This window comes from Kitasatospora sp. NPDC029367 (assembly GCF_055569135.1).
On the sequence record NZ_JBVHYH010000022.1, the window covers coordinates 15,425 to 29,026 of the forward strand.

Below are 13,602 nucleotides of genomic sequence, written 5' to 3' on the forward strand. Positions count from 1 at the left end.
CGCCCGGCGCCTGCGGTCCCAACGCCCGTTCAACACAAGCCTGTTGCACCCCCGTCCGCCCCGGCCGGCCCGGTGGGGCGGTGCCGCTTCGGGACGCGGCTGTTGCCGTTCGCGGACACCCCCGGCCCGCCGGGGTGGGCAGGATGTGGACGAACATCGCGGGGGGCGGGCGACTGACGGGGGTGGCGTGATGGGGCGTACGGTGCGGCGCGCGGGCGCGGTGGTGGCGACGGCGGTGCTGGCGCTGGGGGCGGCGGCCTGTACGGGGCAGGACGGCGGCACGCCAGGACCCACGGCGAAACCCGCGGCGACGGCAACAGCAACGGCGACGGCGACGACAACGGCGACGGCCACGGCTACTGCGGCGGTGCACCGGGTAGTGCTGCCGGAGCCAGCCCCGGCGGCGGCGCAGTGGGTCCTGGACGAGCTGGCCAGGATGCACGAGGACACGCCGGACTGCCCCGTCCCGACGCTGGAGAACACGGTCGTGCTCGACCGCAGCGAGGGCTCCCAGGACTGGGCGGACGTGGTGTGGCTGGAGGACGACTCCCGCCTGTGCCTGGCCTCGACCACCCGTGTCGACGGCCTCCTGAACACCGATGTCACCGGTGGCCCGCCCGGGGCCTTCACGGCCCGCAAGCGGCCGCGGATGATCGGCGACCACCGGCGGCTGTCCCTCTTCGTGCTCTTCCCCGTGGACACCAAGCGGGTCGTGCTGCGGGGCGATGCCCGGCACCGGTTCGGGCCGCTGCACCAGCGGGTGATCGACCTCGGGGGCGGGAAGGCGGTCACCGTCGTCCAGTACGGCTTCGCCACGCAGGTCCCCGGCTCCCCGGCGCCCGGAGGGCAGACGATGGAGCCGCCGTACGCGGACGAGCCGCCCCTGCTGTGTCCGGCCGTCACCGAGCCGTGCCGCTCTGCGGACGTCGACGGCTGAGCGGGCCCGCGGTCCCCTGTGCGGTCCGGCAGGTGCGCGCCGCGCCGTCCGGACGGCCGCCGCAGAGGTAGCAGGAGAAGCGGGCGGCGTGCAGGTTGGACCCGTACGCCGCGTACCACAGGAGCCGGTCCCGGCCACCGGCGCCGCGGCCACCGGCGCCGCGGCCACCGGCGCCGCGGCCACCGCCGCCGCGGCCACCGCCGCCGCGGCCACCGGCGCCGCGGCCGCCGGTTGCGGCGCACACCGAATTCACAGGAGACATCCGCACGGAAAGGGACGGCGGCAGCCGCCCGCACCCATACGAGAATGACGTGCACGGGTCGAGAATCCGACCGAAACCCCCCGATTCGGTAGTCGACCCCTCACTACCTGTACCGTTCCGGTCGCCATGGTGTTCATCACTCTTCCCTCCGTCGTCACGCCCCTCCGGTGTCCGCCGACTAGCCTTCACCATCGAAAACGCTCGAAAAACCTCGAAATGACATTCGATTCGTATCGGTGCCTGAGGAAACGGCATCGATGATGAGAATTCCCTTTGACCGCGCCTGCGCTGCATCCAGCCGACTCCCAGCGGAGTCATGGTGAGTGGGCGCCTCCCACCGGGTGACCCGGACGTCACCGCACGTAGCAGGCGATGCGCGCCCTCCCAGGAATACGGAGCCGAGGAAAACCACCCCATGGACGCACGGCACGACACGGCCGGCCCAGCCACGCTGCACCGCCCCCACCCCGGGCAGGCGGCGGGCTGGCCGGTGGCCCAGCCCGCCCACCCCCGAAGCCTCCTGGACGTCATCGCCGCCACGGCCGACGCGCACCCGCACGCGCCCGCCCTGGACACCGGCGACGCCGTCCTCGACTACAGCACCCTGATGCAGGAGGTCGACGCCCTCGCCGGCGTCCTGGCCGGCCACGGCATCGGCACCGGCGACCGGGTGGGCGTGCGCATCCCCTCCGGCACCGCCGACCTGTACGTCGCCATCCTCGCCGTGCTGCGCTGCGGCGCCGCCTACGTCCCGGTGGACGCCGACGACCCCGACGAGCGCGCCGAGATGATCTGGCAGGACGCCCGGGTCTGCGCCGTCGTCGGCGCCGAACGCCGCCTGTTCGCCGGCCCCACCGCCCGGCCCTCGGGCCGCCCCGCCTGGCCCACCCCCGCCGACGACGCCTGGATCATCTTCACCTCCGGCACCACCGGCCGCCCCAAGGGCGTGGCCGTCACCCACCGCAGCGCCGCCGCATTCGTCGACGCCGAGGCCCGGATCTTCCTGCGCCACCAGCCGCTGGGCCCCGGCGACCGCGTCCTCGCCGGCCTGTCGGTGGCCTTCGACGCCTCCTGCGAGGAGATGTGGCTGGCCTGGCGCCACGGCGCCTGCCTCGTGCCCGCCCCCCGCTCCCTGGTCAAGGCCGGCACCGACCTCGGCCCCTGGCTCCTCCAGCGCCGCATCACCGCGATCTCCACCGTCCCCACCCTGCTCGCCCTGTGGCCCCAGGAGTGCCTGGACCAGGTCCGCCTGATCATCGTCGGCGGCGAGGCCTGCCCGGCCGAACTGGTGGAGCGCCTGGCCGTGCCCGGCCGCGAGTTCTGGAACACCTACGGCCCCACCGAGACCACCGTCGTCGCCACCGCCGCCCGCATGCTCCCCGGCCAGCCGGTACGCATCGGCGCACCCCTGGACGGCTGGGAGATCGCCGTCGTCGACCCCGACGGCCACCCCGTGCCCTGGTACGAGAGCGGCGAACTCCTGATCAGCGGCATCGGCACCGCCCGCTACCTCGACCCCGCCAAGGACGCCGAGAAGTACAGCCCCCACCCCGCGATCGCCTCCCCCCGCGTCTACCGCAGCGGCGACCTGGTCCGCAACGACCCCGAGGGCCTGGTCTTCCTCGGCCGTGCCGACGACCAGATCAAACTCGGCGGCCGCCGCATCGAACTCGGCGAGATCGACGCCGCCCTCCAGGCCCTGCCCGGCATCCGCGCGGCCGCCGCCGCCGTCCGCAAGACCCCCGCCGGCGCCGACCTGCTGGTCGGCTACCTGGTCGCCCGGCCCGGCACCACCCCCGACCTGGCCACCGCCCGCCAGCACCTGCTGGAACGCCTGCCCGCCCCCCTGGTGCCCGTCCTGGCCCTGGTCGACTCCCTGCCCACCAAGACCTCCGGCAAGGTCGACCGGAACGCCCTGCCCTGGCCCCTGCCCACCACCGGCACCACCGCCGGCGGCGGCGACGGCGGCGGCCCCGCCCAGCCCCTGGACGGCACCGCCGGCTGGCTTGCCGCCCAGTGGGAACGCCTGCTCGGCACGGCCCCCGCCGGCGGCGACGACTTCTTCGCCCTCGGCGGCTCCAGCCTCACCGCCGCCCGCCTGGTCTCCGAACTGCGCACCCGCCACAGCGGCGTCTCCGTCGCCGACCTCTACGCCCACCCGGTACTCGGCGACCTCGCCGGCTACCTCGACTCCCTCGCCCCGGCCCCGCGGGCCCAGGCGGCCGCGGCCGGGCCGGAAGCCGCCGCGACCACCCCGCCGCCCCGCACGCCGGTGCGCCCCACCCCGCGCAGCGCCGGCCTCTGGCAGACCCTGATGCTGCTCGCCATGTTCGGCCTCTCCGGCCTGCGCTGGGTCATCGTCCTGATCGCCGCCGACAACCTCATGGGCCCCGGCATCCCCTGGGCCCCGCACAGCTCCTGGTGGCCCGTGGCCGCCGGCGCGCTCCTGTTCTTCACCGCCCCCGGCCGCACCCTGCTCGCCGCCGTCGGCGCCCGCCTGATCACCGCCGGCATCCGCCCCGGCAGCCACCCCCGCGGCGGCCACGTCCACCTGCGACTGTGGGCCGCCGAGCGCTACACCGCCATGTTCGGCACCGGCAACCTCGCCGGCACCCCCTGGGCCGTGCGCTACGCCCGGATGCTCGGCTGCCGCGTCGGCCGCGACGTCCAGTTGCACACCGCGCCCCCGGTCACCGGCCTGGCCCGGATCGGCAACGGCGCCAGCCTCGAACCCGAGGTCGACATCGCCGGCTGGTGGCTCGACGGCGACACCCTCCAGCTCGGCCACCTCGACATCGGCGAGGGCGCCGCCGTCGGCCACCGCGCCACCGTGATGCCCGGCGCCCGCATCGGCGCCGGCGCCCAGATCGCCCCCGGCTCCTGCGTCACCGCCGCCGTCCCGCCCGGCGAGCACTGGCACGGCTCCCCGGCCCGCCCCTGCACCGAGGCCCCCACCCCCTGGCCGGCCCACCCCGCCAAGCGCTCGCGCGCCTGGAAGCCCGCCTACGGCGCCGCCTTCGCCGTCTTCGGCCTCCTGCCCGTCCTGGCCGCCCTGCCCGCGCTGTCCATCCTCTACCCGCTGGTCGACCACGACCGCACCCTGCCCGCCGCCCTGCTCCAGCTGCTGCCGCTGACCGTGCCACTGGCCGTCCTGACCCTCCTGTGCCACGCCGCGCTGATAGCCCTCCTGATCCGCCTGCTCTCCCTCCCGCTGCGCCCGGGCTTCCACCCGGCCACCGGCGGCGTCGCGTTCTGCGCCTGGGCGGTCTCCCACCTCGGCGACGGCGCCCGGCGCACCCTGTTCCCCTTCTACGCCGGCCTCTTCACCCCGGTGTGGCTGCGCCTGCTCGGCGCGAAGATCGGCCGCCGGGTGGAGGCCTCCACCGTGCTCGCCCTGCCCGCCCTGATGCGGGTCGACGACGGCGCCTTCCTCGCCGACGACACCCTCGTCGCCCCCTACGAGCTGCGCGGGGGCTGGCTGCACCTGGGCCGCGCCCACGTCGGACGCCGCTCCTTCGTCGGCAACTCCGGCATCGTCGGCCCCGGCCGCTCACTGCCCGACAACTCCCTGGTCGGCGTGCTCTCCGACACCCCCGCCCACGCCCCCGAGGGCTCCTCCTGGCTGGGCCGGCCCGCCTTCGCCCTGCCCCGGGTGGCCGCCGCCGGCGGCGAGGACCGCACCTACAACCCGCCCAGGCGCCTGATGTGGGCCCGGGCCGGCGTCGAGGTCTGCCGCCTGCTGCCGGTCGTCGTCGCCGCGCTCCTGGCCGACCTGGTCTTCGCCGCTCTCCAGGCGCTGCGCGACGACTACGGGCTGGGCACCGCCGCCGCCGCGGCCGGCCTGGTACTGGTGGCCGCCGCCGTGGCCGCGTGCGCGGTCACCACCCTCGCCAAGTGGCTGCTGGTCGGACGCTTCCGGGTGTCCGAGCACCCGCTGTGGTCCTCCTTCGTGTGGCGCAACGAGCTCTACGACACCTTCGTCGAGGAACTCGCCATGCCCTTCGGCGGCGGCGCCATGACCGGCACCCCCTACCTCAACCTGTGGCTGCGCAGCCTCGGCGCGAGGATCGGGCGCGGGGCGTGGTGCGAGACCCACTGGCTGCCCGAGAGCGACCTGGTCACCGTCGGGGCGGGCGCCAGCGTCAACCGCGGCACCGTGCTGCAGACCCACCTGTTCCACGACCGGGTGATGCGGCTGGGCCCCGTCCACCTGGGCGCCGGCTCCACCACCGGGCCGCACTCGATCGTGCTGCTCAACTCCTCGCTCGGCGACGACACCACGGTCGGCCCGGCCTCCCTGGTGATGCGCGGGGAGAACGTCCCCGCCGCCACCCGCTGGCTGGGCAACCCGGTCGCCGCCTGGAACGCCGACGCCACCCCGCCGGCCGGGCGCCGCGCCGCCCGCGGCCGCCGCCGGGCCGCCGCGCGGTAGCCCGTGACGAGGGCCGGGGCCGCCAACGGCACGATCGAAGGAAGGCGGCCCCGGCCCCGGTCCGTTTCCGTACGGGCGGGGCATCGACCGCGAAAGCCCGTACGGCTGCGGTCGGCACCCATTGGACGACTTCAACAGCACTTGAAGTCAAGCGCCCCGGCCGCGCCCCCGGCAGGAAACCGGACACCGCAGCGGGGTAGCCTCGCTCCCGGCGGGGGCCGACAGGCGCGACGGGACGAGGGGCGGACGGGATGACGCAGCAGCAGCGCGGCTACTGGCGGGAGGCGGACGGCACGGCCGTCGCCGTCAGCCAGGCGCACATCGTGTGGACCAGGGCGGCCTACCCGGCCCTGGTGGACGTGGCAGGCCGCTACCACGCGGTGATCACCTACGCCGAGCTGGCCGAGGCCGTCCAGCAGGCCTCCGGGGTGCGCACCAGCGTCAACCAGCGGCACTGGATCGGCAAGGTGCTGGCCCTGGTGGTGCGCGAGGCCCACCGGCGCGGCGACCCGCCGCTGACCTCCCTGGTCGTGCACGCCGCCGACGGCATGGTCGGGGCCGCCTACCAGGACGTCCTGGAGGTCGCCGGGCAGCCGCCCATCCTGGACGAGATGGACCGCGAACAGCACGCCGCCGCCGCCCGCCTCGCCTGCTACCGCCACTTCGGCGCCGACCTGCCCGCCGACGGCGGCATCCCCGCCCTGGCCCCGCGCCTGACCACCACGGTGACCCGCAAGAAGGCCGCCACCGCGAAGACCGCCACCGCGAGGACCGCCACCGCCGCCGCGGTTACCGCCACCGCCCCGCGCCCGCCGGCGATCTGCCCGAACTGCTTCCTGGAACTGCCCGCGACCCGGGTGTGCGACTCCTGCGGGGCGAGGACTCCTTGACCCGCTGGGCCCTGGACGCGCTGCTCGGCCTGGTGCTCGCACCGGTGGAATGGGGCGCGACCGTCCTGCTCTTCTTCGCCGTGCTGCTGAAGAACGGGAGCAGGCCCTCCACACCTGCCAGGAACGCGGCCTGGGCGCTGGTCCTGGCCGCGTTCCTGCTCCCGGTGGCGGGCGCCGTCCTGTTCGCGTGCGCGGGCCTGCCGGTGACCGCGGGCACACAGGCGCTGGTGCCCGTCGTGCTGCTGCTCATGCTCTACGTCCCCGGGTTCGCGGGCGCGATCGGCCGCTTCTTCACCCGCCGCAGCCGCCGCCGCTCGACCGCGGCCGTCGAGCCGCCCCCGCTCGACGACGGCCGCTGAACCGCGGCCGCTGAACCGCTGTCGTTGAGCCGCGGCCGTTGAGCCGCCGTCACACGGCGGCCGGCAGGCGGCCGGGCATCTGCCAGCCCTCCGCCAGCCGCGAGGGCGTCAGGCGCCGGCCCTCGCCGAAGAACTCGCAGAACTTCATGATCAGCGGGTCCCAGCCGACCGGGTCCACGTAGTGGTCGCTGCCCGGCACGATCAGCCGCTCGTCCACGTGCGCGCGCACCACCGAGACCTCGAAGGCGGTGCACCCCGGGTTGCCCGCCAGCGCCCTGGCCTCCTCCAGCCGGCACTCCAGCTGCACCGGGCACTCGGCGGCCCGCGGCGCCCGCACCAGCTCGCCGGGCAGCTCGGTCAGCCCCGCGGCGGCGAACTTCCCCCGCTCGTGCCGGTAGCCCTGCGCGAGCCGGTACTCGGAGATCCGCGGGTTGGCGGTCAGCAGCGCCAGCGCGTCGACGGCGTCGACCTGCGCCGCCGAGGGCAGGTTGAGCACGCACTCGCCCTCGCGCCGCAGGTTGATCGACGTCTGGGAGCTGTTGCCCAGGCCCAGCACGCAGGACTGGCCCAGCCACCAGGCCGAGGACATCGGCGCCAGGTTGGCGCCGCCGTCCTCGTTGCGCGAGCCGATCAGCACCACGGGGGTGCCGAAGTACAGGACCTTGAGATCGGTGACCTTGTGCACGGGAAGAGCCGTCCTCGCCTCGGGTGAGTCGGTGGCCCGGACCGGACGGTCCGCGACCGGCCACCGACTCTGCCCCCGCCCGCGCCCCGGCGCTGGCGGGGATCGGACACGGCGTTCCGTACCCGCCGCGCCTGCGCGCCGGCGGTCAGCCCAGGCCGCGGACGGCGACCCTACGGGCCTGGCCGTCGGTCAGCCGGTACGACAGGCCCACCACCGCGGCCCGCCCCTCGGCGACCTTGGCGGCCAGCAGCTGCGAACGCTCCAGCAGCAGGTCCACCGTCTGGCGGATGTGCTCGTCCACGATCGCGTCCGGGTCCTCGATGCCCGCCGCCCGCGCCGACAGCACGCTCGGCGTCACCCGCTCCACCACGTCCCGCACGAACCCGCCGGGCAGCCTGCCCTGTTCCAGGGAGTCCAGCGCCGCCGCCACCGCGCCGCAGGAGTCGTGCCCGAGCACCACCACCAGCGGGCACTCCAGCACCGCGACCCCGTACTCGATGCTGCCCAGCGCCTCCGCACCGGTCACATGACCGGCGGTGCGCACCACGAACAGGTCACCCAGGCCCCGGTCGAAGATGATCTCGGCGGCCAGCCGGGAGTCCGAACAGCCGAACAGCACGGCGAAGGGCTTCTGCGCCGGCGCCAGCGCGGCCCGCCGCCCGGCGTCCTGGTTGGGGTGCTCGGGGCTGCCCCCGACGAAACGGGCATTGCCCTCCAACAGCACCCGCAGCGCCTCGGCAGGGTCGGATATCGGGTCGGATATGGGGCCGGATATCGGAGAGGAGATCATGGCGCCACCCTAGATCGCCGCTGCCGGCAGCCGCAGCCGGGGGGCCAGGGGGCCGGGGGCCGGCGGGCAGGGGGGCTGGGGGGCCGGGGGGCCGGGGCCGGGCACCAGGAAAAGCGGATGCCCGCGCCCCGGCCGCCGTGGGAGGGTCCCGCGCATGAACACCGACACGCACACCGGCTGGTCCTTCGCCACCGCCCGGCAGCCCGCCCACTTCGGGGCCTGCATCGTCAAGGGCGAACCGGACGAGCCGGAGCACGCCGCGGTCGGCGACGACCGGACGCTGTGCCAGGAGCAGCCACGCACCATCGCCCGCTACCGCCACCTGTTCGGCATCCGCATCGGCGCCCGCTTCTGCCCGCGCTGCCAGCACCTCGCCGCCACCGCCCCGCCCCGCCCCGGCGTCCAGGAACGCCTGCACGAACAGGTCCTGGACGCCGCCGAGGGGCCGCTGCGCACGGACCTGCTGGCCGCGCTGCGCCGCGGCGCGCCCGTCCCCACGTGGCTCGACGGCCCCGCGGACTCCCTGGCGCCGCACGCGGGCCTCGACGAACTGACCGAGGGCGCCGCCCCCGCCGCCGCGGCCTTCGCCACCGCGCGGACCCTCGCGCTGGCCCTGGCCGAGGACGGCCCCTGGCGCTACCTCGTCGTCCTGCCGCACGACGGCACCGCCCCGCTGCTCGCCCGCGGCCCGCGCACGTCCTAACCGGGGCCGGTGGTGCGGCGCAGGGCCAGCACCGTGACGTCGTCACGGCGGTGCCCGCCGCTCCAGCGCCGGGCACCGCGCTCCAGGGCCCCGGGCAGCTCGGCCGCCGGCACACCGGCCAGCGCCGCCAGCTCCCGCTCGGCCGGGTAGAACGCCCCCGAGGCGTCCCGCGCCTCGGTGATGCCGTCGGTGAGCAGCACCAGCACCCCCTCCCCGGGCAGCGCGAAACGCCCCACCGCGCGCGGCTGCCCGGCCAGCGCCGCCAGGCCCAGCGGCACCCCGCCGGGCAGCTCCACCGCCTCCACCCGGCCGTCCGGCCACAGCACACACGGCGCCAGGTGCCCGCAGTCGACGGCCCGCACGTGCGCGCCACGGCGCACGCACAGCACCGTCGCGGTGACGAACCGCTCCTGCTCCCCGCTCTGCACGGCGTAGGCGTTGTGGCGCTCGACCGCCGCCTCCAGGGCGTCCGCGACCGCCGTCAGCTCCGCCTCCCGGAACGCCGCCTCCCGAAAGGCGCTCAGCACCGCGAAGCCCGCGCCGATCGCCCGCAGCCCCTTGCCCTGCACGTCACCCACCAGCACCCGGGTGCCGTACGGGGTCTGCGCCACGTCGTACAGGTCCCCGCCCACCAGGGTGTCCTGCGCCACCGGCAGGTACAGCCCGTACAGCTCCAGCTCCGCCGTACGCACCGGCAGCGGCCGCAGCAGCTGGCGCTGCAGCGCCACCGCGCTCTGACGCATCCGGAACAGCTCGCCCTCGTGCCGCACCCGCCGCGCGCACAGGCCGATCACCGCCGCCTCCGCGGCCACCACCCCCAGCAGGGTGCCCAGCCGGGCCGGCAGGTCCGAGGGCGGGTACAGCGCCGAGTGGACCGCCACCACCGCCGTCACCCACAGCGAGGCGGCCACCGTCTGCGCCACCGTGCCCAGACCCGCCAGCAGCGCCGGCAGGAACACCAGCAGCAGCACCAGACGCGACCCGGAGCCGCTGAACGCCTGGACGGCCAGCACCAGCGCGGTGGCGGCCAGCACGCCCAGCGCCACCGCCCGGTCGCCGGGCGCGCGCGGGGCGGGCGGTTCGTCGTCGGAGGCCACCCTCCAGGGTGGTCGGCCAGGCCCCGCGGGCGCGAGCGGGCCGCCGCCGGGCGGGGGAGAGTGTCCGAGCGGCCCGGTACGGTGGCTGCTGTGCCCACCCGCGTACCCCTCGAAGACCTCGTCCGGCTGCGCCGGGCCCGCGACCGGATGGACCGCGAGTACGACCAGCCGCTGGACGTGCCCGCCCTGGCCGGCACCGCGCTGATGTCGCCCGGCCACTTCTCCCGCAGCTTCCGCACCGCCTACGGCGAGACCCCGTACAGCTACCTCATGACCCGCCGCATCGAACGGGCCAAGGCGCTGCTGCGCCGCGGCGACCTCAGCGTCACCGACGTGTGCATGGCCGTGGGCTGCACCTCGCTGGGCTCGTTCAGCAGCCGCTTCACCGAACTGGTCGGCGAGAGCCCCAGCGCCTACCGCGCCCGCGACCACGCCGACGGCGAGCCGATCCCCGCCTGCATCGCCAAGATCCGCACCCGCCCGGTGCGCCGAACCTGAGGCGCCGTACCTGAGGCGCCGCATGTGAGGCGAAGGGCGGCCCCGCTCCCGTAACTTGATGCCCATGAGCATCGAACTCGCACAGTGCTTCATCGCCGTCGACGACCACGACAAGGCGCTCGCCTTCTACCGCGACGTCCTCGGCTTCGAGGTGCGCAACGACGTCGGCTTCGAGGGCATGCGCTGGGTCACCGTCGGCTCGCCCGAGCAGCCCGGGGTGGAGATCGTCCTGGAACCGCCGCTGGCCGACCCGCACGCCTCCGAGGACGACCGCCGGGCCGCCGCCGAACTCCTCGCCAAGGGGCTGCTGCGCGGCGTCATCTTCCGCACCGACGACTGCGACGCCACCTTCGAGCGCATCCGCGCCGCCGGCGCCGAGGTCCTCCAGGAACCGATGGACCAGCCCTACGGCGTGCGCGACTGCGCCTTCCGCGACCCGGCGGGCAACATGCTGCGCTTCAACCAGCCGCGCGCCGCGTAGCCGTCGGCCCGAGCGGCGCTCAGGACCCGCCCGTGGGGCGGCCCAGGCGGTGCAGGACCAGCCAGGCCTGCACCGCCTGGGCCAGCAGCACGGCCGGCGGCACCGACCAGGGCAGCAGACCGGCCACGGACAGCGGGAACAGCACCAGGACGGTCACCGCCAGGACGGGCAGGGTGCTGGACAGGGCGATGCGCAGCCGCGCCCGACGGGGGATCACGAGGCGGCTCCGCGGGCCCGGTCCAGGAAGGTGCGCAGGTCGGCCCAGGCGTCGGCCGGGGCGGCCGGGTCGCCGGACAGGGCGGCCGGGTCCTTGCGCCAGGCGGTGCGCACGGCGGCGGACAGCGTGGTGTCGCCGCCGCTGAACAGGCGGGAGAGCTCGTCGAGGCGGGCGGCGATGCGCCGCACCCGGGGGTCGGCCGCATCGGTGCCGGCGGCGCGCAGCGCCTCGGCCCGGCGGTAGAGCTGGGGCCACTCGACCTCCAGCAGGTAGTGGGCGGCCGGGCCGAGGGCGGCGGCGTGGTCGGCGAGGGCGTGCAGCTGGTCCTCGTCGAGGTGGCGGCGCAGGGCCTCGTCGGCGGCGGGCCGGGTGGCGCCGGTGGCCCGCACCAGGCGCAGCAGGTCCTCGGTGCCGGGCTCGCGTTCGGCGGCGAGCTCGCCGTCCAGGTGGTCCAGGCGCTCGCGCAGCTCCTGCAGCGCGGCCAGCGAGGCCTCGGTGGCGGCCAGGTGCTCGCGCACCAGGCGCCGCGCGTCCACGCCGGCGTCCAGGCAGGTGGCGATGGTCTCCAATCCCAGGCCCAGGCGGCGCAGGGCGAGGATCTGGTAGAGCCGCACGACGTCCCGCTCGGTGTAGGCGCGGTGGCCGGAGGCGGTGCGCCGGGAGGGGGAGAGCAGGCCGAGGTGGTCCCAGTGGTGGAGGGTGCGCACGGTCAGTCCGCTCGCCTCGGCGAGCGGGCCGACCTTCCAGGTCTGTTCGGAGGAGGGCATGGCACGAGCATCCCTCCTGACGTCGCGTGAGGTGCAAGCCCCCCGAGGGGCGCGCCTCAGGTGGTGCGGGCGGGCGCCGGGTGGGCGGCCGGCGGGTTGTCGGGCAGCGGGTAGGCGGGCAGTGGGTAGTCGGGCAGGGCGATGTCGCCGGCCTTGGCGAACTGGGCGGCCAGGACGGCGCGCAGCGGCCAGCGGCCCATCCAGCGCATCGAGGCGGCGCGCAGGCGGATCATCAGGGCGCTGTCGGGGGCGTAGCCGCCGACGCCGCCGGGCGGCAGCTCCTGGGCGCGGGTCACGTAGGGGCGCATCAGCTCCTCGTAGCGGGCGTAGGCGGCGGTGAAGTCACCGGCCGCGGCGGCGAGTTCACCGGCCAGCAGGTAGGCGCCGACCAGGGCGAGGCTGGTGCCCAGGCCGGTGAGCGGGCTGGGGCTGTAGCCGGCGTCGCCGAGCAGCGCGACCCGGCCGCGGCTGTAGCGCTCCAGGTGGATCTGGCCGAAGGAGTCGAAGGCGAAGTCGTCGGCGGCGGCCATCCCGGCGACCAGGCGCTCCACCTGCCAGCCGGCGCCGGCGAAGCGGTCGGCGACCAGGCGGCGCCGGGCGGCGTCGTCGCCGCGCTCGAGGGCGAGCGGGCCGCAGCGGAAGGCCAGGGAGGCCTTGACCTCCCCGGGCAGCCGGCCCGGCCGGGCGGTGGCGACCAGCCCGCCGGGGGCGTTGTACATCAGGAACCAGCGGTCCAACTCGCGGGCCAGCGCCGGGTCGTGGACGGTGAACCAGCAGTGGTGCCCGCCGAGCGGGCGGTAGTGCTCCGGCTCCGCGCCGAAGGCCAGGCGGCGCACCGCCGAGTGCAGCCCGTCGGCGCCGACGACCAGGTGGAAGCGGCGGGCGGGGGAGTTCTCGAACTCGACGGTGACGCCGTCGGCGTCCTCGGCCAGGGCGGTGACCGTGTCGCCGTACAGGTACTCGACGCCGTCGGTGGCCTGCCGGAGCAGCTCGGCGAGGTCGCCGCGCAGGATCTCCAGCTCGGAGACGATGCCCTCGCCCCCGAACAGCTCCACGGGCATCCGGGCGGTGTGCCGGCCGCGGGTGTCGACCAGGGCGATGCCGCGCTGCTCCACGCACAACGCGCGGGCGCGCTCCATCAGGCCCATCCGCTCGATGACGGTGCGTCCGGCGCCGCGCAGGTCGACGGCCTGCCCGCCGGGGCGCGGGGCGGGGGCCCGCTCGACGACGGTGGGGTGGAAGCCGTGGCGGCGCAGCCAGTGGGCGAGGGCGGGGCCGGCGATGCCGGCGCCGGAGACGAGGATGTCGGTGTTCTCCATGCCTGCAACCGTACGGCGTACGCATGGAGCTCAACAAGCCGTGTTCTGCGGTGATTTGGGGCTGCTGCACTAGTGCACTAGGGCGCTTCGGGGTCGGCTCGGGGGGTGGTTCCCCGGCTGCTGGGGCGGGCCCGGCCCAGGCCGGCGGCCTCCGGGGGCGCCGGC

The 13,602-nt window shown here is 75.9% G+C and carries 13 protein-coding genes; 7 read left to right on the forward strand and 6 right to left on the reverse strand.

What is annotated here, in order from left to right; translation table 11 throughout:
- Nucleotides 1–379 precede the first annotated feature (379 nt).
- The 4 genes from ACZ4W5_RS14735 to ACZ4W5_RS14750 all read left to right on the forward strand — a co-directional run bounded on the left by ACZ4W5_RS14735 (nt 380) and on the right by ACZ4W5_RS14750 (nt 6,880).
- A complete protein-coding gene (locus ACZ4W5_RS14735; protein ID WP_465654698.1) occupies nt 380–937 on the forward strand; it encodes a hypothetical protein in 558 nt (185 codons plus the stop codon).
- 677 nt (nt 938–1,614) lie between these two features.
- Nucleotides 1,615–5,631 carry a Pls/PosA family non-ribosomal peptide synthetase gene (locus tag ACZ4W5_RS14740; RefSeq protein ID WP_465654699.1) on the forward strand — a complete coding sequence of 1,339 codons (4,017 nt, stop codon included), beginning with the start codon at nt 1,615–1,617 and terminating at the stop codon, nt 5,629–5,631.
- 251 nt (nt 5,632–5,882) lie between these two features.
- A complete protein-coding gene (locus ACZ4W5_RS14745; RefSeq protein ID WP_465654701.1) occupies nt 5,883–6,521 on the forward strand; it encodes a hypothetical protein in 639 nt (212 codons plus the stop codon).
- A complete protein-coding gene (locus ACZ4W5_RS14750; protein ID WP_465654703.1) occupies nt 6,518–6,880 on the forward strand; it encodes a hypothetical protein in 363 nt (120 codons plus the stop codon). Before ACZ4W5_RS14745 ends, ACZ4W5_RS14750 begins: the two co-directional genes overlap by 4 nt.
- A gap of 49 nt (nt 6,881–6,929) precedes the next feature.
- Here ACZ4W5_RS14750 and ACZ4W5_RS14755 read toward each other — a convergent pair whose 3' ends face one another.
- Together ACZ4W5_RS14755 and ACZ4W5_RS14760 are read right to left on the reverse strand one after the other, a co-directional pair.
- A complete protein-coding gene (locus ACZ4W5_RS14755; RefSeq protein WP_465654705.1) occupies nt 6,930–7,565 on the reverse strand; it encodes a flavin reductase family protein in 636 nt (211 codons plus the stop codon).
- 145 nt (nt 7,566–7,710) lie between these two features.
- Nucleotides 7,711–8,355, reverse strand: coding sequence for a carbonic anhydrase (locus ACZ4W5_RS14760; protein WP_465654707.1), 645 nt, complete (start codon nt 8,353–8,355; stop codon nt 7,711–7,713).
- Nucleotides 8,356–8,509: 154 nt separating this feature from the next.
- Here ACZ4W5_RS14760 and ACZ4W5_RS14765 point away from each other — a divergent pair, with 154 nt between their 5' ends.
- On the forward strand, nt 8,510–9,058 hold the full coding sequence (locus ACZ4W5_RS14765) for a hypothetical protein (RefSeq protein ID WP_465654709.1): 549 nt from the start codon (nt 8,510–8,512) through the stop codon (nt 9,056–9,058).
- Here the strand turns inward: ACZ4W5_RS14765 and ACZ4W5_RS14770 are convergent.
- Nucleotides 9,055–10,155, reverse strand: coding sequence for a PP2C family protein-serine/threonine phosphatase (locus ACZ4W5_RS14770; RefSeq protein ID WP_465654710.1), 1,101 nt, complete (start codon nt 10,153–10,155; stop codon nt 9,055–9,057). The genes ACZ4W5_RS14765 and ACZ4W5_RS14770 overlap by 4 nt on opposite strands.
- Nucleotides 10,156–10,302: 147 nt before the next feature.
- On the opposite strand from ACZ4W5_RS14770, the gene ACZ4W5_RS14775 reads away from it, so the two are divergent.
- Nucleotides 10,303–10,653, forward strand: a complete 351-nt coding sequence (locus tag ACZ4W5_RS14775; RefSeq protein ID WP_360232389.1) for a helix-turn-helix transcriptional regulator — start codon at nt 10,303–10,305, stop codon at nt 10,651–10,653.
- Nucleotides 10,654–10,717: 64 nt separating this feature from the next.
- On the forward strand, nt 10,718–11,134 hold the full coding sequence (locus ACZ4W5_RS14780; RefSeq protein ID WP_350509502.1) for a VOC family protein: 417 nt from the start codon (nt 10,718–10,720) through the stop codon (nt 11,132–11,134).
- Nucleotides 11,135–11,153: 19 nt separating this feature from the next.
- Here the strand turns inward: ACZ4W5_RS14780 and ACZ4W5_RS14785 are convergent, their stop codons facing one another.
- The 3 genes from ACZ4W5_RS14785 to ACZ4W5_RS14795 are packed head-to-tail and all read right to left on the reverse strand — an operon-like array spanning nt 11,154 to nt 13,437.
- Nucleotides 11,154–11,351, reverse strand: coding sequence for a hypothetical protein (locus ACZ4W5_RS14785; protein ID WP_465654712.1), 198 nt, complete (start codon nt 11,349–11,351; stop codon nt 11,154–11,156).
- Nucleotides 11,348–12,118 carry a MerR family transcriptional regulator gene (locus ACZ4W5_RS14790; protein ID WP_465654714.1) on the reverse strand — a complete coding sequence of 257 codons (771 nt, stop codon included), beginning with the start codon at nt 12,116–12,118 and terminating at the stop codon, nt 11,348–11,350. The genes ACZ4W5_RS14785 and ACZ4W5_RS14790 overlap by 4 nt, the downstream gene beginning before the upstream one ends.
- Before the next feature lie 56 nt (nt 12,119–12,174).
- Nucleotides 12,175–13,437 carry an FAD-dependent monooxygenase gene (locus tag ACZ4W5_RS14795; protein WP_465654715.1) on the reverse strand — a complete coding sequence of 421 codons (1,263 nt, stop codon included), beginning with the start codon at nt 13,435–13,437 and terminating at the stop codon, nt 12,175–12,177.
- Between the last annotated feature and the right edge of the window lie 165 nt (nt 13,438–13,602).